Consider the following 19,477-nt stretch of genomic DNA (forward strand, 5'->3'; position numbering starts at 1 on the left):
CGGCCCTTGGGGTACGCCCCATTATCTGGGGACAGAGGCACGCCTTTGGGGACGCGCGTGTAACGACGTGCGTGTAACGACGCGCTTGTAGCAGAGTGAGCGCCCTCAGGCCAGCTTGGCCTTGAGCAGCTCGTTGACCTGGCTGGGGTTGGCCTTGCCCTTGGAGGCCTTCATGACCTGGCCGACCAGGGCGTTGAAGGCCTTGTCCTTGCCGGCGCGGTATTGCTCCACGTTGGCGGGGTTGGCGGCGATCACCTCGGCGATGATGGCTTCCAGTGCGCCGGTGTCGTTGGACTGCTTGAGGTCCTTGGCTTCGATGATGGCGTCCACATCGGAGCCTTCACCGGTCCACAGCGCCTCGAACACCTGCTTGGCCGAGTTGTTGCTGATGACATTGCCGTGGATGCGGGCGATCAGGGTGCCCAGCTGCTCGGCGCTGACCTTGACCTGGTCCATGCCGATCTCTTCCATGTTCAGGCGGCGCGAGATCTCGCCCATGATCCAGTTGGACGCCAGCTTGGGCTGGCCGCAGGCCTTGGCGGCGGCTTCAAAGTAGGCGGCCATGGCCTGGCTTTGCGTCAGAGTGGTGGCGTCGTACTCGGGCAGGCCGTATTGCTCGACAAAGCGCGCGGCCATGGCGCGGGGCAGCTCGGGCATCTCGGCCCTGACCTGCTCCACCCATTCAGGCGCCACGACCAGCGGGGGCAGGTCGGGGTCGGGGAAGTAGCGGTAGTCGGCCGCGTCTTCCTTGGTGCGCATGGCGCGGGTCTCGCCCGTGTCGGGGTTGAACAGCACGGTGGCCTGCTGGATCTTGTGGCCGTCCTCGATCTGCTCGATCTGCCAGAGGATTTCGTAGTCGATGGCGATCTGCATGTTCCTGAACGAGTTCAGGTTCTTGATCTCGCGGCGTGTGCCAAGCGGCTGGCCGGGCTTGCGCACGGAGACGTTGGCGTCGCAGCGGAAGCTGCCTTCCTGCATGTTGCCGTCGCAGATGCCGATCCAGGTGACGATCTTGTGCAGCTCCTTGGCGTAGGCCACGGCTTCGGCGGTGGAGCGGATATCGGGCTCGGTCACGATTTCCAGCAGCGGCGTGCCGGCGCGGTTCAAATCGATGCCGGACTGGCCGATGAACTCGTCGTGCACGGACTTGCCGGCGTCTTCCTCCAGGTGGGCGCGCACCAGGCGCACGGTCTTGAGGACGTTGTTCTTGCCTTCTTCCAGATAGAAGCTGACTTCACCGCCCTGCACCACGGGGATCTCGAACTGGGAGATCTGGTAGCCCTTGGGCAGGTCGGGGTAGAAGTAGTTCTTGCGCGCGAAGATGGAGCGCGGCGCAATCGTCGAGCCCAGCGACAGGCCGAGCTTGATGGCGCATTCCACGGCCTTTTTGTTCATCACCGGCAGCGTGCCGGGCAGGGCCAGGTCCACGGCGCTGGCCTGGGTGTTGGGCTCGGCGCCGAAGGCGGTGCTGGCACGGCTGAAGATCTTGCTGTTGGTCGCCAGCTGGGTGTGGGTTTCGAAGCCGATGACGACTTCGTATCCATTGATCAGTTTCACAGTCATTGTTCTGTGTGTCCTAACTGCTAAAAGAGAAGCAGCTTGCGCTTTGTCTGATTGGATTTCAGGTTGTTTTTGTGCTGAAAGTAAGTCAGTACATGCGAAAGCAGCTATTAATTTTTAAATGCCAACAGGGCTCTTCAGGTGGAAGTCTGTCGCTTGCTGGAAGCGGTGGGCCGCGTTCAGCAGTTTGGCTTCGCCGAAGTAGTTGCCGATCAGCTGCAGGCCCACGGGCATGCCGCCGTCGCCAAAGCCTGCGGGCAGGCTGAGACCGGGCAGGCCGGCCAGCGATGCGGGCAGGGTGAAGATGTCGGCCAGATAGTTGCTCACGGGGTCGGCCTTGCCGCCAATCGCCCATGCGGTTGTCGGCGCGGCTGCGCCGGCGATGACGTCGCAGTCCTTGAAGGCGGCCTGGAAGTCGTCGGCAATCATGCGGCGGATCTTCTGTGCCTGCAGGTAGTAGGCGTCGTAATAGCCTTCGGACAGCACATAGGCGCCGATCATGATGCGGCGCTTGACCTCGTCGCCGAATCCTTCGGCGCGGGTCTTCTTGTACATATCGTTGAGGTCTTCGTACCTGGCGGCGCGGTGGCCGAACTTCACGCCGTCAAAGCGCGACAGATTGGACGAGGCCTCGGCCGGAGCCAGGATGTAGTACACGGGCACGGACAGTTCGGTGCGCGGCAGGCTCACGGGAACCAGCTTGGCGCCCAGCTTTTCGTATTCCTTGAGCGCTGCGTCGACGGCTGCGCGGACATCGTCGGACAGGCCTTCGCCAAAGAACTCGGCGGGCACGCCGATGCGCAGGCCCTCGATCGAGTCACCGAGGCGGGCAGTGAAGTCCTCGGCGGGGTAGTCCAGGCTGGTGGAGTCGCGGTCCAGATCGGGGCCGCACATTTCGGAGAGCAGCAGCGCGCAGTCTTCGGCGCTGCGGCCCATGGGGCCGGCCTGGTCCAGGCTGGAGGCAAAGGCGATCATGCCGTAGCGGCTGGCGCGGCCGTAGGTGGGCTTGATGCCGGTGATGCCGCAGAACGAAGCGGGCTGGCGGATCGAGCCGCCGGTGTCGGTGCCGGTCACGGCCGGGGCCAGACGTGCGGCCACGGCAGCGGCAGAGCCGCCCGAGGAGCCGCCGGGCACGCGCTCGGTGTTCCAGGGGTTGCGCACGGGCTGTGCCGCGTCAAAGCCCACGGGGGCCACGGCCGAGTTCTCGTTGGCGCCGCCCATGGCAAATTCGTCGCAGTTGAGCTTGCCCAGGGTGACCACGCCGGCATCGGCCAGCTTCTTCACCACGGTGGCGTCGAAGGGCGAGCGATAGCCCTGCAGCATCTTGCTGGCGGCGGTGGTGGGGAAGTCCTTGGTGACGAAGATGTCCTTGTGCGCAATGGGCACGCCGGCCAGCTTGCCGCCCTTGCCTTCGGCGATCAGGGCGTCGGCCGCCTTGGCCTGGGCCAGGGTGGCGTCTTCATCGATGGCGACAAAAGCGCCCAGGCTCTGGTGCTGCTTGGCGCGGGCCAGGAAATGCTGGGCGGCTTCGGTGGCGGAGACCTGCTTGGCGCGCAGCTGCGCGGCCAGCTCGGCCACGCTCAATTGGTGGAGTTCGGTTTGGCTCATGTTCTTGTGTGTCCCGCGCGTTTATTCGATGACCTTGGGCACGAGGAAGTAACCCTTCTCGGCTGCAGGGGCGTTCTGCATGTTGGCGTCGCGGTTATTGCCCTCACTTACCAAATCGTCACGTAGCCGTAAGGCGACGTCCTGGATGGCTGCCACCGGATGTGACAGGGGGCTGACGCCTGAAGTATCCACAGCCTGCATTTTTTCGACGATGCCGAAAAAGTTGTTTAGTTGCGCGAGCATGCGCTCACTTTCGTCTTGCGACAGCTCAAGGCGGGCCAAGTTGGCGATGCGCGCAATGTCTTGATCGTTCAATGCCATAGAAATTATTTAACAGGGCCGCCGCGTGTAAAGCAGTGTTTCTAACCCTGACAGTAGAAGTTATTCACAGGGGATACGGTATTATCTCGGCTTTGCCGCAATACCTCCGTTTGGCTGGTCATTGTGCAAAAAATGCCCACCACCCAGACTCCATTACCTTACATCCCGGCGACGGCCAGCCGATGCGCAAGCCGTGCCTGAGAGGACCTTGAATGTTCGGAGCTTTCCGTCGGTACTTCTCCACCGACCTTGCCATTGACCTTGGCACAGCTAACACCCTGATTTTCGCCCGAGACAAGGGCATTGTTCTGGACGAACCTTCGGTGGTTGCGATCCGTCACGAAGGCGGCCCTCACGGCAAGAAGGTGATCCAGGCTGTCGGCCGCGAAGCCAAGGCCATGCTGGGCAAGGTGCCCGGCAATATCGAAGCCATCCGTCCCATGAAGGACGGCGTGATCGCCGACTTCGTGATCACCGAGCAGATGATCAAGCAGTTCATCAAGATGGTGCATCCGCGCTCGGTACTGACGCCCAGCCCCCGCATTATCATCTGCGTGCCCTGCGGCTCCACCCAGGTCGAGCGCCGCGCCATCAAAGACGCCGCCGAAGCTGCGGGCGCCACGGCCGTGTACCTGATCGAAGAACCCATGGCTGCCGGTATCGGCGCGGGCCTGCCCGTCTCCGAAGCCTCGGGCTCCATGGTGGTGGACATCGGCGGCGGCACGACCGAAGTGGGCGTGATCTCGCTGGGCGGCATGGTCTACAAGGGTTCCGTGCGCGTGGGCGGCGACAAGTTCGACGAGTCCATCATCAGCTACATCCGCCGCAACTACGGCATGCTGATCGGCGAGCCGACGGCAGAACTGATCAAGAAGCAGATCGGCTCGGCCTTCCCCGGCTCCGAAGTCAAGGAACTGGAAGTCAAGGGTCGCAACCTGTCCGAAGGCGTGCCGCGCAGCTTCACCATCTCTTCCAACGAAGTGCTGGAAGCGCTGACGGATCCGCTCAACCAGATCGTTTCCGCCGTGAAGAACGCGCTGGAGCAGACGCCTCCCGAGCTGGGCGCCGACATTGCCGAACGCGGCATGATGCTGACCGGTGGCGGCGCGCTGCTGCGCGATCTGGACCGTCTGCTGGCCGAAGAAACCGGTCTGCCCGTGCTGGTGGCCGAAGAGCCGCTGACCTGCGTGGTGCGCGGCTGCGGCATGGCACTGGAGACCATGGATCGCCAGGGCAGCATCTTCACCAGCGATTAATCGCTGTGCAATGTGGTGTTTTGCGGCACGCGGCATAGTGCGCGTACCGCAGCCACTTCCATGAACAGGGCCTGAGTCCGTGATACGCCTGCATACCGCGCTCTCTTTTTGCATTCCTTCTGGTTGGGAAGGCCGTGCGCATACGGCCACGCCCAGGGAGCGCACATGAGCCTGGACACCCTGGACCACCGCGCTCCATCACTGTTCAAGCAACAGGCCTCGCGCACTTCCCAGCTTGCCCTCTACAGCGCCTTGGCGCTGTTTTTGATGGTAGCCGACGCACGTTTCAAGATCACCACCCCCGTGCGCTCCGCCTTGTCGGTGGCGCTGTCGCCCGTGCAATGGGTGGTGGCCCAGCCGGTGCTGGCCTATCAGAACGCCAGCCGCTATGCCGAAGTGCAGCAGCAGGCCGTGGCCCGCGAGGATGCTGCGCGCAAGGAGCTGGTCGTCATGGCTCAGCGTGCCGAGCTGGCCGACGAGTTGATCAAGGAGAACGAGCATCTGCGCTCCATGCTGGAGTTGCGTGAGCGTTCGTTGACGCCGGGCCAGGTGGCCGAGGTGGTCTATGACAGCCCCGACCCCTATACGCGCCGCGTGGTGATCGACAAGGGGCAGGCCGACGGGGTCGAGCCGGGCTCTCCCGTACTGGATGAAAAAGGCGTGATCGGTCAGGTCACGCGCGTCTACCCGACGCGCGCCGAGGTCACGCTGCTCATTGATCGCGATCAGGCCATTCCCGTTTTCAACCCGCGCACCGGCGCGCGCAGCGTGGCCTATGGCGATGCGTCTTCGACGCGCGCTGGCGGGCTGGAGTTGCGCTTCATGCCCAGCAATGCCGATGTACAGGTGGGCGATCTGCTCACTACCAGCGGTATTGACGGGCTTTATCCCTTGGGTCTGCCCGTGGCCAAGGTGGTGACGGTGGACCGCCGTGCCGACTCTGCCTTCACCCGCATCTACTGCGAGCCCGTGGGCCGCGTGCAGGGCGTGCGCCATGTGATGGTGCTCAAGCCCCAGGGGCGGACGGAGCATCCCGAGGCTGCCAATATGCAGGCCCAGGTCGATGCCGGGAAGGCCGACCGCGCAGCCAAGGCGCGCGGCAAGAAGGAAGCGGCCGCTGCCGAAAAGGAGAAGGCCGCCGCCGATAAGGCGGGTGCCAAGCCCGCAAAGGACCCCGCATGATCATGCCGCGCGGCCAGCAGCTGTTGCTGCCGGTCAATCCTCTGTTCATCGTCGTCACCCTGGTGATCGGCCTTGCCGTCAACATGCTGCCGCTGGGCCGCATCGTCTGGCTGCCGGACATGCTCATGTTGCTGCTGGCCTTCTGGAGCCTGAACCAGCCGCAGCGCGTGGGTCTGGGCATTGCCTTTGCGCTGGGCCTGGTCATGGATGTGGACCGAGCCTCGCTGCTGGGCCAGCATGCACTGGCCTACACCTTGCTGGTCTTCGTGACGGGCTGGATGAGTCGTCGTCTGCTCTGGTTCTCGAGCCCCGTGCAGGCTTTGCACCTGCTGCCGGTATTTGCTGCAGCGCACGGCATTCAGGTACTGCTGCGTGTCGCGACGGGGGGTATCTTCCCCGGGCTGGAGTTTCTGATAGCTCCAGTGATCGAGACCTTGCTGTGGCCTGTGGTCAGCGCTTTGCTGCTGGCGCCGCAGCGCCGTGCGCCGGACAGCGATGAAAACCGCCCTCTGTAGATGAAAGCCCCCTTGAGTCGCTGCGCGCCTTTCCCCCTCTCGTTTCGCGGGGGGGAACGACTGCCTCGCTGCGGGGCGGCCCTTGCTTGCAGTCACTGGCTTGGCGTGCGGGGAGCCTGCGCATGATGGAGATCCGTAACACCGAAGTCGAGCTGCAGCGCTTCCGGATGCGTGCAGTCGTCATGGGCTGCGTGGTGTTCCTGGCGTTCTGTCTGCTGGTCTGGCGTCTGCTGGTGCTGCAGGTCGAGCGCCATGAGGAATTTGCCGAGCGGGCCGAGAGCAATCGCACGGCGGTGGTGCCCATCGTGCCCAACCGGGGCCAGATCCTGGACCGCAACGGCGTGGTGCTGGCGACCAATTACTCGGCCTATACGCTGGAGATCACACGCTCCAAGGTCGAGGATCTGGACGAGACCATCGAGGGGCTGTCCGGGGTCATAGAGATCACGCCGCGCGACCGCCGCAAGTTCAAGCGGCTCATGGATGACTCCAAGAGCTTTGAGTCGATTCCGATCCGCTCGCGCCTGACGGATGAGGAAGTCGCCAAGTTCGCGGCTCAGCGTTATCGCTTTCCGGGCGTGGACATCAAGGCGCGCCTGTTCCGCTCCTACCCGCTCAAGGAAACCGGCAGCCATTTGATCGGGTACATCGGTCGTATCAATCAAAGGGAAAAAGAAGAGATCGACGATTCCGACGATGCCGCCAACTACCGCGGCACCGAGGTCATGGGCAAGCTGGGTGCCGAAAAGAGCTATGAGCTGCAGCTGCACGGCCAGACAGGCTGGGAGGAAATGGAAACCTCGGCCGGCGGCCATGCGGTGCGCCGCCTGGGCAGTCGCCCTGCCACGCCGGGACACAGCCTGCAGCTGTCGGTGGACATCAAGCTGCAGAAGATGGTGGAAGACCTCTACGGCAATCGCCGCGGCGTGGCCATCGCCATGGACCCGCGCAACGGCGAGGTGCTGGCCATGGTCAGCAAGCCGACCTACGACCCGAATCTGTTTGTCGACGGCATCGACCAGGAGAGCTGGAAGGCACTCAACGAATCGCTGGACCGCCCTTTGCTCAACCGCTCCATGCGCGGCACCTACCCTGTGGGCTCGACCTACAAGCCCTTTATGGGCCTGGCGGGCATAGAGACCGGCAAGCGCACGCCAGGCACGGTGATCCAGGACGGCGGATCCTGGACTTTCGGTGGCCACACCTTCCGCTCCGGCCATGCGCTGGGCCCGGTGGACCTGGCGCGCGCCATCCAGCATTCCAGCAACGTCTATTTCTACACTCTGGCCAACGAGATGGGCGTGGATGCGATCCACGACTTCATGAAGCCGCTGGGCTTTGGCCAGATCACCGGCATCGATCTGCCCGGCGAGGTGCGCGGCGTGCTGCCCAGCAAGGAGTGGAAGCGCAAGACCTACAAGCGCGCCGCCCAGCAGCAATGGTTTGCAGGCGAGACGATTTCCCTGGGTATCGGCCAGGGCTACAACAACTTCACCATCCTCCAGCTCTCGCATGCGCTGGCCACGCTGGTCAACAGCGGCATGAGCTTCACGCCCCATGTGGGCAAGGAGCTGATCGACTCCGTCACCGGCACGCGCACGGCCATTGTTCAGCCAGCTCCCGTCAACCTGGGCTACAAGCAGAGCAATGTCGATGCCGTCAAGCGTGGCATGGTGGGGGTGGTGACCGGCGGCACTGGGCGTGGCGTATTCGGTAGTGCCAGCTACCTGTCGGGTGGCAAGACCGGCACGGCCCAGGCAGTGAGCGTGGGCCAGAAGGAAAAGTACAACGCTGCGCGTCTGGCCGAGTATCAACGCGACCATTCGCTCTATATCGCCTACGGCCCGGCCGAAGCGCCCAGGATTGCCGTGGCCGTGATTGTGGAGAATGCCGGCTTCGGTGCGGCGGCGGCCGCACCTATCGCACGCCGCATCCTGGACTACTGGCTGGTGGGCAACTATCCCAGTGAGGCTGATATTGCTGCCGTGCGCCAGGGCAAGGCAGGCGCGCCGATCGGCACGCCGCGCCGTGTGGAAGATATCCCAGTGCTGTCCGACGACGAAACGGCACCTTGATCAATGGATAGCTGCTGACGCTTTTAACGCAAGGGCTTAACGCAGAAAAGCGTCGTAACCTGTCTTCAGAATCAGCAAGCTGACCACGCCGATGAAAATCGTGCGTACAAAGCCCGTTCCGTGGCGCAAGGCCATCCAGGTGCCCAGCATGCTGCCCAGCACGTTGGCCACGGCCAGCGGGATGGCAAAGTGCCACCAGACATGGCCCTTGAGCGTGAACAGCAGCAGAGCTGCGGCGTTGGAGGCCAGATTCAGCAGCTTGGCGCTGGCCGAGGCGTTGAGGAAGTCATAGCCCAGCAGGCGCACGAACAGGAACACGAAGAAGCTGCCTGTGCCCGGGCCGAAGAAGCCGTCGTAGAAACCGATCAGCAGGCCGATGGCGCTGGCGGTCAACATCTCGGTGCGGCCCGCCAGGCGCGGCTCGTGGTCGCGGCCCAGCTCTTTTTTGGCCAGGGTATAGCCCAGCACGCCCAGCAGGATGAAGGGCAGCAGCTTGCGCAGAAAATCGGGCGAAATCAACGTAACGGCCCAGGCCCCGAGAAAAGCTCCCACCAGCGTCGTGCCGATGGCGGGCAGCAGCGTGGCCCAGGTGATATGCACACGCTTGCTGTACTGCCAGGCGGAAATGGCCGTTCCCCAGACAGCGGCGCTCTTGTTGGTGCCAAAGAGCGTGGCGGGCGTGGTGGTGGGGAAGGCTGCAAACATGGCCGGCACCAGAATCAGTCCGCCGCCTCCCACGATGGCGTCAACAAACCCGGCAAGGGCCGAGGCGAGGGAAACAAGAATCCATTCCATGGAGCAAATGCCTGCAATTGGTGCATGCCGTGAGCAGCGCGCGTTGCCGCTGGGGCGGCGCTGCCGGAGGCGGGATGAAGAAGCCAGGGGAGAGCGGGCGTGAATGCCCGAGGATGGCGCCGGCATTGTCGCACCGCCGCCTCAAGCCTGTGCGCCGGCATAAAAAAAGCGCCCACTATGGGGCGCTTTTGAACGCATCTTTGATGCTTTTATATGTATTGGTCTGGTTGTGTCGAGTTGTCTCCTCGGCCCTCCATGCTGCTTCGTGGAGCAGCGAGAGTGACGAGAATGTAAGGGCTGCACCTGTGTGGTGCATTGGGGAATTCCCTTGGGTTATATCAAAAACGTCTGACAAATGAATCAGAAAGTTTCGTGACATCCTTATGAGTTTTGCGATATTTCAAAAACAATAGCGTCATATGCTTATAAGCAAAAGATCTCTGCGGACTTTGATTCATAGAGCATGACGCCGCGCGGAATTCTTCCGCTCGGACAGACTTTGCGCTCCAGAGCGAATCTCAGGCGCTGACGGGCTTGTCGCAGTGAATCGCTCGACTTTTTCGAGAGACCGTTTTCAGGTCGCATCACGAATCCACTGCGCCGCCTTCTCGGCCATCATCAGCGTCGGGCTGTTGGTATTGCCGCTGGTGATGGTGGGCATGGCGCCAGCATCGACCACGCGCAGGCCTTGCACGCCTCTTACCTTGAAACGGCTGTCCAGGACCGCCATCGGGTCGTCGGCGCGCCCCATCTTGGTCGTGCCCACGGGGTGGAAGATGGTGGTGGCGATATCGCCGGCCAGACGCGCCAGCTCCTCGTCGCTCTGGTATTGAGCACCGGGCTTGAACTCTTCGGGGTGGAAGCGTGCAAGTGCCGGCTGGCTGACGATGCGCCGCGTGACGCGCAGGCTGTCTGCCGCCACCTGCCGGTCTTCTGCCGTGGAGAGGTAATGGGGGGCGATGGCAGGCGCCTGGTGGAAATCCGCGCTTTGCAGTTGCACCGTGCCGCGGCTGCTGGGGTTGAGGTTGCAGACGCTGGCGGTGAAGGCGGCAAAGTCGTGCAGCGGCTCGCCAAAGGCATCCAGCGACAGCGGTTGCACGTGATATTCCAGATTGGGGTGGGCCAACGCCGGATTGCTGCGTGTAAAGGCCCCGAGTTGCGAGGGTGCCATGCTCATGGGGCCGCTGCGCTTGAGTGCGTATTCCAGGGCTATGGCCGCCTTGCCCCAGAGAGTGCCGGCCATGGTGTTGAGCGTCTTGGCGTTGTGCACCTTGTAGACCGAGCGGATTTGCAGATGGTCCTGCAGATTGGCGCCCACGCCGGGCAGGTCGCGGCGCACGGCCACGGCATGGCGGTGCAGCAATTCGCCGGGGCCTATGCCCGACAGCTGCAGGATATGTGGCGAGTTGACCGCACCCGCGCAGAGCAGCACTTCGCGCCCGGCCTGCACGGTCACCATCTCCTGCCCGGTCCAGACTTCGGCTCCGGTGCAGCGCTGGCTGCCGTCCGGCAGATCTTCCAGAAGCAGCCGGCGCACCTGGGCGCGGGTCCACATCTCGAAGTTGGGGCGGCCGTAGCAGGTGGGACGCAGAAATGCCTTGGCCGTGTTCCAGCGCAGACCTGACTTCTGATTGACTTCAAAGTAGCCCACGCCCTCGTTGCAGCCGCGGTTGAAGTCGTCGGTGGCCGGAATGCCGGCCTGCTGCGCGGCCTGGGCAAAGGCGTCGAGTATGTCCCAGCGCAGACGCTGCTTCTCCACGCGCCACTCGCCGCTGCCGCCGCTGCTCTTGCTGCCGTGCAGGCGTTTGAACTCCTCGCCGGCATCGCCTCCGGGGTCCAGACGCCAGTGATCCTCGTGCTGCCTGAAGGCCGGCAGGACCTGCTCCCAGCGCCAGGTGTCGTCGCCGGTCAGCTCGGCCCATTGCTCGTAGTCGCGGGACTGGCCGCGCATATAGATCATGCCGTTGATGCTGGAGCAGCCGCCCAGTGTCTTGCCGCGCGGGTAGCGAAGGCTGCGGCCGTTGAGTCCGGGGTCGGGTTCGGTCTGGTAGAGCCAGTCGGTGCGTGGGTTGCCTATGCAATAGAGATAGCCCACAGGGATATGGATCCAGTGGTAGTCATCCTTGCCGCCTGCTTCGATCAGCAGAACCCGGTGATTCTTGTTGCGGGTGAGACGGTTGCACAGCAGCGAACCTGCTGTGCCGCCGCCGATGACGATGTAGTCGAACTGGGTATCACTCATGGGCAGATCAAAAGGCCGGTACAGCTTGGCGCAGAGGCCAGAGCGTCAGGCAGTCATGGGCAAAAAGTCCGGTTCATTAGGTGCGATGACCTTGCCAGTGTCGATAGGGAAAGCGCTCGCATACTCCTGTTTTGGAAGCTGCCGGCGCAGTGCTGGTTTTGACTTTCGCGGGTTTTTGATAAAAATTGCAACGCTATCATTGCGTGGCATGCGGCAGCGGCCTACGTGCTGCGTTTGGCATGTTCCTCGCTTGGCGCGTTATGCTGGCCCTTGTGGCCAGCCCGTCTCCCTCATGTCCTAGGAAGCTTTTCTTTGCCCAGCCCAGACCAACTACCTCAATGCCCGCTGCAGTCCCGCGAAGGTCAGCAATGGGCCGTGCCTGTGGGCCGCTGGAGTGCTGCCGAGCTGGGCGACCGCCATATCTGGCGTCAGCTGGCGCCGCAGATCAGGGCGGTGCCCAAGGGCGTGGCCTGGGATTTGCAGCAGATGGTCTGGTTCGACCATATCGGTGCGCAGCTGCTGTGGGAGCAATGGGGCAAGGCCTGGCCGGCCCACTTGCTGACGACCAAGAACCAGCGCTCCATGCTGGAGCGTGTGGCCAGGTTCAGCGAAGTGCCCGAGTCCAAGCCCGAGCCCTCGGGATGGATGTGCGAGGTCAATCGACTCGGTCAGATGGTGATCGACGCCTGCGGGCACTTTTCCAACTTGATTCAACTGGTCGGTCAGTTGCTGCTGGACTGCCTGCGCCTGCTGCGCAATCCATTTCGTGGCCCCTGGCGCGATATTTCAGGCCACCTCTATGCGACGGGGGCGACAGCCTTGCCGATCACGGCACTGGTCGGCTTTCTGATCGGCGTGGTGCTGGCCTATCTGATGGCGCTGCAGCTGCGCCAGTTCGGGGCCGAGTCCTTTATCGTCAACATTCTTGGCATTTCGCTGATCCGCGAGCTGGGGCCGCTGCTGGCGGCGATTTTGGTGGCAGGACGCAGCGGCTCGGCCATTACGGCGCAGATCGGCGTGATGCGCGTGACCGAAGAGCTCGACGCCATGCAGGTCATGGGCATCTCACAGGGCTACCGGCTGGTGCTGCCGCGTGCGCTGGCGCTGGCCGTGTCCATGCCGCTGGTGGCTTTGTGGACCATTCTGGCGGCGCTGGCTGGCGGTATGGTCGCGGCGGACCTGACCATGGACATCACGCCGTCTTACTTCATTCAAAGCCTGCCTGCGGCCGTAAAGATCGGCAATCTGGTGCTGGCCATGGGCAAGTCCGTGGTGTTTGGCGTGTTGATTGCCCTGATCGGCTGCCATTGGGGCCTGAAGGTAGAGCCCAATACCCAGAGCCTGGGGCGCGGCACCACGGCGGCGGTGGTGTCATCCATCACCATGGTCATCATCGTGGATGCCATCTTTGCCATCCTCTTCAGAAACGTGGGCTTTTAGGATGAACTACCCCCTGTGCGGCTTCGCCGCTTCCCCCCAAGGGGACGACACCTTCGCTGCGGGGCGGCCCTTGCTCGGCGTCTCTGGCTTGGGTCGCGTCAGCCTCGTGGAGCGGGGGGCACGCAAATGACAGAGGTGATGCACAACCGTCGTATCGAGGGGGCCGTGGGCGACTACGCGCCGCCGCAGGATGTGAAGCCGCTGGTGCAGGCGGTGGACTTGTGGACCGAATTTGGCGAAGGCGCATCGCGCTTTGCCGTGCACCAGGACTTGAACTTTGATGTCTACCCGGGCGAGATTCTGGCCCTGGTGGGCGGCTCCGGCACGGGCAAGACGGTGCTGCTGCGCCAGATCCTGGGGCTGCTCTCGCCATCGCGCGGCACGGTGACCGTGGATGGCAGGCCCTCGCGCGAGGTCATCAGCGGCGAGCTGGCGGCGAGTCAGGTGGGCATGCTGTTCCAGCAGGGTGCGCTGTATTCGGCCTTCAACGTGCTGGACAACATCGCATTTGCGCTGCGTGAGCAGGGTACCTTGCCCGATGCCGTGGTGCGGGATGCGGCCATGGTCAAGCTGCAGATGGTGGGCCTCAAGCCAGAGCATGCCGCGCGCATGCCTGCAGACCTGTCGGGCGGCATGATCAAGCGTGTGGCGCTGGCACGCGCGCTGATGATGGATCCACCGCTGCTGCTGCTCGACGAACCCACAGCGGGACTGGACCCCAAGGGCTCGGACGAGTTCTGCGAGCTGCTGCGCGATATCCATGCCGAGCTGGGCCTGACCGTGATCATGGTCACCCACGATCTGGATACGCTGTTTGCACTGTCCACACGAGTGGCGGTGCTGGCCGAGAAAAAAGTGCTGTTCACCGGGGCTCCGCGCGATGTGGCCCGGATCAAGCACCCGTTTATTGAACACTTCTTCCAGGGAGAGCGTGGCCGCCGTGCCATGGCCCCGGTGCAAGGCGGCATGGCCGCAGAGGAAAGCTGATGGAAAACAAGTCCCATGCCATGGCTGCCGGCATCTTCGTGCTGGTGGTGGCGACCCTGCTGGCAGGGCTGGCCGTCTGGCTGACGCGCGACAACCGCGAATACCAGCTCTATGAAATGTCCACCAAGGACGGTGTCAGCGGCCTGCAGCCCCAGGCCACGGTGCGCTACAAGGGCGTGCCCGTGGGCAAGGTGGTGCGCATCGGTTTTGATCCGCAGATTCCCGGCAATGTGCTGATTCGCATTGCCGTGGGCGAGGACACGCCGGTCACGCCGGCCACCTACGCCCAGCTTGGCTATCAGGGGGTGACGGGTCTGGCCCATATCCAGCTCGACGATGACAGCAAGTCTTCGCAACCGCTCAAACCCGGGCCCAGCGGCCTGCCGCGCCTGCCCATGAAGTCGTCGCCGCTGAACATGCTGGCCGACCAGGGGCCGGTGCTGCTGGAGCGGGTTGACGAAATTTCACGCCGCCTCAATTCCATGCTGGGTGAGGACAACCAGAAGCGGGTGAGCGTGGCGCTCGACAATATCGCTGCCGCATCTGGTGGGATCAAGGACTTGGCCGAGACCATGAACAAGACGGCCAAGGACTTCCCGCAGATCACGGCAGATGCGCACCAGACCCTGCAGTCCCTCACCAAGGCCGGCAATGCCGCCACGGGCGTGGCGACCGATCTGCAACAGACCGTGCGCAAGGTCAATGCCCCCGACGGTCCGCTGCAGCAGATTGCCGAGGGCACGCAGGCCCTGTCGCAGGCGGCCGAGTCGTTGGGGCGCAGCACCCTGCCGCGCATGAACGGCGCGGCGGACGATGTCTCGCGCGCGGCACGCACCATGGGTGCGGCGGCAGGCCGCTTCAATGACAACCCGCAGTCCGTCATCTACGGCCAGGGCCTGGGCCAGCCAGGCCCCGGAGAACCCGGTTTTGTGGCTCCGGCCAAGTGAATCGGCAACAAGGACACGACTTGCGCAAACTCGGATCAGGCAGGGTGTTTTTCCCGATAGAAATTCCCCTTGTCCCTTCCTGTTTGCGTCAGTCCTAAAGGAATCAATATGGCAGACACAAAGGTTTCACTCACAGGCCGCGAAGCATGGCGATTGCTGGGCGCTTCTTCCCTGGTGCTGGCGCTCGCAGCCTGCTCAGGCCTGCCCACGGCACCCACGCAGCCGGTGCGCTATGACCTGGGCATGGCCGACCTGGCCGCGCCGGCCGCGAATGCAGCCGCTCCTTCGGTTGCGCCGGTGCCGCTGGTGCTGGCCGAAGTCCAGGCTCCAGGCCTGCCCGAGGGCCTGACGGCCATGTTCTACCGTCTGAACTACAGCGACAGCCAGCAGCTGCGTGCCTACCAGAACGCGCGCTGGAGCCTGCCTCCTGCACAGATGGTGGAGCAGCGTCTGCGCATGCGTCTGGGGCTGGAGCGCCCCGTGCTCTCGGGCAAGGACAATGTCCGCCCCTTGCTGGCCGACAGACGCTCGATTGCGCAGCTGCGCGTGACGGTGGACGAGTTCAACCAGGTCTTTGACAGTGCCAGCAACAGCCGTGCGCTGCTGCGCCTGAGTGCCAGCCTGATTGGTGCCGGCGAGAGTGCGGGCAATCAGTTGCTGGGCCAGAAGGTGTTCACGGTCGAAGTGCCATCCAACTCGGCCGATGCGGCCGGTGGCGCCCAGGCCATGGCGCGCGCGGTGGATGAGGCGGCTGCCCAGCTCAGCCGCTGGCTGCAGGGTTACGGGCGCTAGAGCCCGAGCAGCCCCAGGCATTTCAGCTCCCCAAGCCCTGCCATGCAGGGCTTTGTTGATTCCGGGCAAGCCCTGGGCGCCGGCGGGCAGCTGCTTTGCTGATGTGGGTCAATGGCCTGGCCAGGTCTTGTTCTTAAGCTGCCAGTTCCTCAATCTCGCACAAGGAACTGCCATGGCCAGCCTCGAATGGAATGCCGCTCTCATCCTGGATTTTCCCGTCATGGACGCGGTGCATGAAGAGTTCGTCACCTTGCTGGCCCAGGTGGAGGCCGCAGCCGACGAGCAGCTGTGCGCGCTCTGGGACGAGCTGATTGCCCATACCCAGCAGCACTTCGATCAGGAAGACCGCTGGATGCAGACCACGGGCTTTGCCACGGGCAACTGCCACAGCCAGCAGCACAAGGTGGTGCTTGCCGTGATGCGTGAAGGCGCGGTCAAAGGCGCTCAGGGCGAGCTGAGCACGATTCGCCATATGGCGAGCGAGCTGGGCCCCTGGTTCAGTCACCATGCGCAGAACATGGATGCCGCCCTGGCCCTGCATATGCGCCGCACGGGCTTTGACCCGGTGACCGGCGCGGTGCTGGTGCCCGAGGCTTTGCCTGCAGAGCCGATCACCGGCTGTGGTGGTGCCTGTGGTGAAGCTGAAAAAATGGAAGTAGTAACTGCCTGAAACTGGCACGCGCTAAGGCGAGAGACAGCGAGCAAGCGCCGCCGGGCAGCGAAGCTGCCGTGTCCCCCTTGGGGGAAGCGGCGTAGCCGCTCAGGGGGTCAAGGGTATATCGCCGGGGAGGCCAGGATGGGGAAGATCTTGATCAGGCCTCCTGCCATCACCTCGATGGCCAGCGCGGCCAGAATCAGTCCCATGAGCCGGGTCATCACATTGATGCCGGTCTTGCCCAGCACGCGGGCAATAGGGTGGGCCAGTGAAAAGCACACCATGATGGCCGCAGCCACCACCACACCGTAGCCGACCAGCGCCACATGCTGCCAGATGGTACGCGCCTGATCGGCATAGATCACCACGGTGGACATGGCGGCAGGCCCGGTCAGCAGCGGAATGGTCAGCGGCACGACGGCAATGCTGTTGCCCTCGGCAGCCTTTTCGACGCCGGCTGCCAGCGTGGCATTGTTGGGGCGGTCTTCGGCGGGGCGTGCGTTGAGCATGTTCATCGCGCTGATCAGCAGCAGCAGACCGCCGCCGACCTGAAAGCTTTGCAGCGAGATATTGAAGAACTGCAGAATCTGCAGCCCCAGCAGGGCGCAGACCGCAATCACGCAGAAGGCGGCAAAGGCGGCGGTGCGAATCGTCTGCCAGCGCTGCTCGGCGTCGAAGCCGGCCGTGTAGTGGATGAAGAACGGGACGATGGCCAGCGGGTTGATGATGGCGACCAGGGTGATCAGCGGCTTGATATCCATTACAGCTCGCCTCCTGGCATGGGGGGCTTCTTGCGACTGTCTGCCTTTTGTGGGGCTGGGATAGCTTGCATCAACACTCCTGTGAAAAAATGGCCGAATCATCGACGCGGCATCAGCCATTACAGCATTGCTGGCGGTCGCGTCGCGGATTTCCCTTTTGAACCATGTTAAGGAGCTTCGCAATGGGCAGCTTTATTGAACTGACAGCCGTGGATGGCGCAAAAACCCCGGCTTATGTGGCCATGCCGGAGGGCCAGGCACGTGGCGCCATCGTGGTGCTGCAGGAGATCTTTGGCGTGAACTCGCATATCCGCTCCGTGGCGGACCGCTATGCCGCCCAGGGCTATGTGGCCGTGGCTCCCGCCATGTTTGCCCGCGTCAAGCCTGATGTGGAACTGGGTTACAGCGACGAAGACATGAAGGCTGGCTTTGCGCTCAAGACTGCGGTGGAAGCCTTGCCCGAGCCCGGCGCGCTGCGCGATGTGGAGGCGGCCGTGGCCCATGCGGCGACGCTGGTGCCCGGCGGCAAGATCGGCGTGGTGGGCTTTTGCTGGGGCGGCCTCATGACCTGGCGCTCGGCCTGCAATCTGGCCAGCGTCTCGGCTGCAGTCTGCTATTACGGCGGCGGCATGACGGGCGAGCTGGAAGCCAGCCGTCAGGCCCTGTGCCCGGTGCTGGCCCACTTCGGCAGCAAGGATCACTACATCTCGCTGGAGTCCGTCGAAGCCTTCAAGAAGGCCCAGCCCAAGGTGGAAGTGCATGTCTATGACGCCGACCACGGCTTCAACTGCGACCAGCGCGGCTCCTATAACGAAGCGGCAGCCCAGCTGGCCGGTGAGCGTACGCTGGCTTTCTTCAAGCAGCATCTGGGCTGATCGAAGTATCAAAACAATAGCTGCTAGCGCTTTATGCACAAGCGCTAGCAGCAAATGTTATTCAAGTTATGGGGTCAAGCCATAAGGCGTGCACTGCCCCAGCGCAGAGATAACGAGGAAGGGCAGCCCCGCACCGAGGCTGCCCTTCCCCTCCCGAAGAGAGAGGGGGGAGGCGGCGGAGCCGCTCAGGGGGTCTCCCTGTCCTCGCTTTCCAGATAGCGGCGGCGCCAGAAATAGGCCACCAGCACCACGGTGATGATCACCATGGCCACCAGGGCCCAGATGAAGCCGTCCTTTTTGTGCACCAAGGGGATGAACTCGAAGTTCATGCCGAAGATGCCTGCAATCAGGTTCAGCGGCAGAAAGATGGCCGTCACCGTGGTCAGCGTGCGCATGATGTCGTTGGCGCGGTTGCTCTGCGCCGAAAAGTGCATCTGCACGGCGGTCTCGGCGCTTTGCTCCATGCGGTGAATGTGATGGGTCACGCGCTCTATATGTTCGAGCACGTCGCGCGATCGCACGCGCAGCAGTTCGCGCTCATGTTGGCGCGCGGGTGTGTGCTCGGGCGGCCAGCCCTCCAGTGCCTCGGTCCAGTCCTGTACGGCGGCGCGCTGGTCTTCGCAGATTTCATCAAGCTGGTGCAGCGCCAGGCGCACGTCGAGCACGCTGGCCCAGTTGCTGAAGCGCTTGTTGGGCTTGAGCAGCGCCATCTGCCAGTGGTCGATCTGGCGCGTCAGTGTGCGGCGCAGGTCCAGATAGCCGTCCACCATGCCGTTGACCATGCGCAGCATCAGGTCGGCAGGCTCCACGGGCATCTTGGCGCTGACCTGGCGGCCGTCCGTCTTGGCGGGGCCGGAAATCAGGCGCTGCCAGAAATTCTCCAGCACAAAGCAGCCGTCGGGATGCACGGACAGCAGGATCTGGTCATACAGCGCAAAGCCCACGGGCTGGGTTTCCACGCGTTGCAGCACAGGCGCTTCGCGCTGGCCACTGTGGGCCGGGTTGTGCGATGGAGGCGGGGCGCTGGATGCAGCACTGCCGGTGCCTGTCATCACTGCAGGCGGGCCTAGCGGTGCGGCCACGGCTGGCGAGGCGGTGGCGTGGCTGCCGTTGAGCGGCGGCAGGTGGGCGTTGGCCAGGCGCCGGAACACCAGCACGTCGTACACCGAGGTGTAGTCGTAATTGGAAGGGATTGCCGGATTCAACAGGTCGGAGACATGCAGGTCAACGAGGGCGGAGCCGCCCAGCCTGGCCAGCATGGTCTGAATGGCCGGCAGTTGAGCCTCCAGCTCCGAGCGTGTGCAGGAGACCCAGTAAAACCCCGTTGTCGCCGCCTGCGTGGGCAGTCCGTCAACAGGCTGGGCATAGAGGGGAGAGATATGCAGCACGCGCATGGGAATAGGCAGTCTCGATGTCAGTGCAAGAAGAAGATGCAAAAACGGCCCGTGCAAGCTGCCCGGGCCGTC

Annotated in this window: 17 protein-coding genes; 10 read left to right on the forward strand and 7 right to left on the reverse strand. The window is 63.5% G+C overall.

Translation table 11 applies throughout. The features are described from left to right. Positions 1-105: 105 nt before the first annotated feature. From gatB to gatC, 3 genes are all read right to left on the reverse strand, one after another. The gene (gene gatB / locus P353_RS17590; RefSeq protein ID WP_034372317.1) at positions 106-1,563 is read right to left on the reverse strand and encodes an Asp-tRNA(Asn)/Glu-tRNA(Gln) amidotransferase subunit GatB; all 1,458 of its coding nucleotides are present in this window, start codon (positions 1,561-1,563) and stop codon (positions 106-108) included. Positions 1,564-1,677: 114 nt separating this feature from the next. Next, positions 1,678-3,168, reverse strand: a complete 1,491-nt coding sequence (gatA, locus tag P353_RS17595; protein ID WP_034372320.1) for an Asp-tRNA(Asn)/Glu-tRNA(Gln) amidotransferase subunit GatA — start codon at positions 3,166-3,168, stop codon at positions 1,678-1,680. 21 nt (positions 3,169-3,189) lie between these two features. Then, the gene (gatC, locus tag P353_RS17600; protein ID WP_003074628.1) at positions 3,190-3,489 is read right to left on the reverse strand and encodes an Asp-tRNA(Asn)/Glu-tRNA(Gln) amidotransferase subunit GatC; all 300 of its coding nucleotides are present in this window, start codon (positions 3,487-3,489) and stop codon (positions 3,190-3,192) included. 212 nt (positions 3,490-3,701) lie between these two features. Between gatC and P353_RS17605 the strand changes: the two genes are divergently transcribed. From P353_RS17605 to mrdA, 4 genes are all read left to right on the forward strand, one after another. Beyond that, positions 3,702-4,745 (forward strand): rod shape-determining protein, encoded by a 1,044-nt coding sequence (locus tag P353_RS17605; RefSeq protein WP_003059473.1) that lies wholly within the window; start codon positions 3,702-3,704, stop codon positions 4,743-4,745. A gap of 165 nt (positions 4,746-4,910) precedes the next feature. Next, complete coding sequence (gene mreC, locus P353_RS17610; protein WP_034372323.1) at positions 4,911-5,927, forward strand: rod shape-determining protein MreC; 1,017 nt, start codon at positions 4,911-4,913, stop codon at positions 5,925-5,927. Continuing rightward, positions 5,924-6,442, forward strand: a complete 519-nt coding sequence (gene mreD, locus P353_RS17615; protein WP_034372326.1) for a rod shape-determining protein MreD — start codon at positions 5,924-5,926, stop codon at positions 6,440-6,442. The genes mreC and mreD overlap by 4 nt, the downstream gene beginning before the upstream one ends. Before the next feature lie 122 nt (positions 6,443-6,564). After that, complete coding sequence (mrdA, locus tag P353_RS17620) at positions 6,565-8,517, forward strand: penicillin-binding protein 2 (RefSeq protein WP_034372329.1); 1,953 nt, start codon at positions 6,565-6,567, stop codon at positions 8,515-8,517. A 36-nt stretch (positions 8,518-8,553) separates the two neighbouring features. On the opposite strand, the gene P353_RS17625 is transcribed toward mrdA, so the two are convergent. Both P353_RS17625 and P353_RS17630 read right to left on the reverse strand, forming a co-directional pair. Then, positions 8,554-9,312, reverse strand: coding sequence for a sulfite exporter TauE/SafE family protein (locus P353_RS17625; protein WP_003074636.1), 759 nt, complete (start codon positions 9,310-9,312; stop codon positions 8,554-8,556). Positions 9,313-9,886: 574 nt separating this feature from the next. After that, the gene (locus P353_RS17630; protein ID WP_034372333.1) at positions 9,887-11,554 is read right to left on the reverse strand and encodes a GMC family oxidoreductase; all 1,668 of its coding nucleotides are present in this window, start codon (positions 11,552-11,554) and stop codon (positions 9,887-9,889) included. Positions 11,555-11,866: 312 nt separating this feature from the next. On the opposite strand from P353_RS17630, the gene P353_RS17635 reads away from it, so the two are divergent. The 5 genes from P353_RS17635 to P353_RS17655 all read left to right on the forward strand — a co-directional run bounded on the left by P353_RS17635 (position 11,867) and on the right by P353_RS17655 (position 16,390). Beyond that, positions 11,867-12,994, forward strand: a complete 1,128-nt coding sequence (locus tag P353_RS17635; RefSeq protein WP_034372336.1) for an MlaE family ABC transporter permease — start codon at positions 11,867-11,869, stop codon at positions 12,992-12,994. Positions 12,995-13,120: 126 nt separating this feature from the next. Continuing rightward, on the forward strand, positions 13,121-13,981 hold the full coding sequence (locus P353_RS17640) for an ABC transporter ATP-binding protein (RefSeq protein ID WP_419186594.1): 861 nt from the start codon (positions 13,121-13,123) through the stop codon (positions 13,979-13,981). After that, positions 13,981-14,928 (forward strand): MlaD family protein, encoded by a 948-nt coding sequence (locus P353_RS17645; RefSeq protein ID WP_034372338.1) that lies wholly within the window; start codon positions 13,981-13,983, stop codon positions 14,926-14,928. Before P353_RS17640 ends, P353_RS17645 begins: the two co-directional genes overlap by 1 nt. A 108-nt stretch (positions 14,929-15,036) precedes the next feature. Next, on the forward strand, positions 15,037-15,720 hold the full coding sequence (locus P353_RS17650) for an ABC-type transport auxiliary lipoprotein family protein (protein WP_034372341.1): 684 nt from the start codon (positions 15,037-15,039) through the stop codon (positions 15,718-15,720). 172 nt (positions 15,721-15,892) lie between these two features. Further along, positions 15,893-16,390: a hemerythrin domain-containing protein gene (locus tag P353_RS17655; RefSeq protein ID WP_034372373.1), complete on the forward strand. Its 498-nt coding sequence runs from the start codon at positions 15,893-15,895 to the stop codon at positions 16,388-16,390. Between the two features lie 98 nt (positions 16,391-16,488). Here the strand turns inward: P353_RS17655 and P353_RS17660 are convergent, their stop codons facing one another. Then, positions 16,489-17,136 carry a MarC family protein gene (locus P353_RS17660; protein WP_003059455.1) on the reverse strand — a complete coding sequence of 216 codons (648 nt, stop codon included), beginning with the start codon at positions 17,134-17,136 and terminating at the stop codon, positions 16,489-16,491. A 182-nt stretch (positions 17,137-17,318) separates the two neighbouring features. On the opposite strand from P353_RS17660, the gene P353_RS17665 reads away from it, so the two are divergent. Continuing rightward, positions 17,319-18,011, forward strand: coding sequence for a dienelactone hydrolase family protein (locus tag P353_RS17665; protein ID WP_034372344.1), 693 nt, complete (start codon positions 17,319-17,321; stop codon positions 18,009-18,011). Positions 18,012-18,196: 185 nt separating this feature from the next. Here P353_RS17665 and P353_RS17670 read toward each other — a convergent pair whose 3' ends face one another. Next, a complete protein-coding gene (locus P353_RS17670; RefSeq protein WP_034372346.1) occupies positions 18,197-19,405 on the reverse strand; it encodes a magnesium transporter CorA family protein in 1,209 nt (402 codons plus the stop codon). Between the last annotated feature and the right edge of the window lie 72 nt (positions 19,406-19,477).

Origin of the sequence: Comamonas testosteroni (assembly GCF_000761245.1) — a bacterium.
In the GTDB taxonomy this organism is placed as follows: domain Bacteria; phylum Pseudomonadota; class Gammaproteobacteria; order Burkholderiales; family Burkholderiaceae_C; genus Comamonas; species Comamonas testosteroni_C.

Excerpts from the sequence above, each read along its gene's own strand:
- P353_RS17630 (WP_034372333.1), bottom strand. The coding sequence starts at position 11,554 with ATGAGTGATACCCAGTTCGACTACATCGTCATCGGCGGCGGCACAGCA.
- gatB (WP_034372317.1), bottom strand. The coding sequence starts at position 1,563 with ATGACTGTGAAACTGATCAATGGATACGAAGTCGTCATCGGCTTCGAA.
- P353_RS17660 (WP_003059455.1), bottom strand. The coding sequence starts at position 17,136 with ATGGATATCAAGCCGCTGATCACCCTGGTCGCCATCATCAACCCGCTG.
- mrdA (WP_034372329.1), top strand. The coding sequence starts at position 6,565 with ATGATGGAGATCCGTAACACCGAAGTCGAGCTGCAGCGCTTCCGGATG.
- P353_RS17665 (WP_034372344.1), top strand. The coding sequence starts at position 17,319 with ATGGGCAGCTTTATTGAACTGACAGCCGTGGATGGCGCAAAAACCCCG.
- P353_RS17605 (WP_003059473.1), top strand. The coding sequence starts at position 3,702 with ATGTTCGGAGCTTTCCGTCGGTACTTCTCCACCGACCTTGCCATTGAC.
- mreD (WP_034372326.1), top strand. The coding sequence starts at position 5,924 with ATGATCATGCCGCGCGGCCAGCAGCTGTTGCTGCCGGTCAATCCTCTG.
- mreC (WP_034372323.1), top strand. The coding sequence starts at position 4,911 with ATGAGCCTGGACACCCTGGACCACCGCGCTCCATCACTGTTCAAGCAA.
- P353_RS17645 (WP_034372338.1), top strand. The coding sequence starts at position 13,981 with ATGGAAAACAAGTCCCATGCCATGGCTGCCGGCATCTTCGTGCTGGTG.
- P353_RS17650 (WP_034372341.1), top strand. The coding sequence starts at position 15,037 with ATGGCAGACACAAAGGTTTCACTCACAGGCCGCGAAGCATGGCGATTG.
- P353_RS17670 (WP_034372346.1), bottom strand. The coding sequence starts at position 19,405 with ATGCGCGTGCTGCATATCTCTCCCCTCTATGCCCAGCCTGTTGACGGA.
- gatC (WP_003074628.1), bottom strand. The coding sequence starts at position 3,489 with ATGGCATTGAACGATCAAGACATTGCGCGCATCGCCAACTTGGCCCGC.
- gatA (WP_034372320.1), bottom strand. The coding sequence starts at position 3,168 with ATGAGCCAAACCGAACTCCACCAATTGAGCGTGGCCGAGCTGGCCGCG.
- P353_RS17655 (WP_034372373.1), top strand. The coding sequence starts at position 15,893 with ATGGCCAGCCTCGAATGGAATGCCGCTCTCATCCTGGATTTTCCCGTC.
- P353_RS17625 (WP_003074636.1), bottom strand. The coding sequence starts at position 9,312 with ATGGAATGGATTCTTGTTTCCCTCGCCTCGGCCCTTGCCGGGTTTGTT.
- P353_RS17640 (WP_419186594.1), top strand. The coding sequence starts at position 13,121 with ATGACAGAGGTGATGCACAACCGTCGTATCGAGGGGGCCGTGGGCGAC.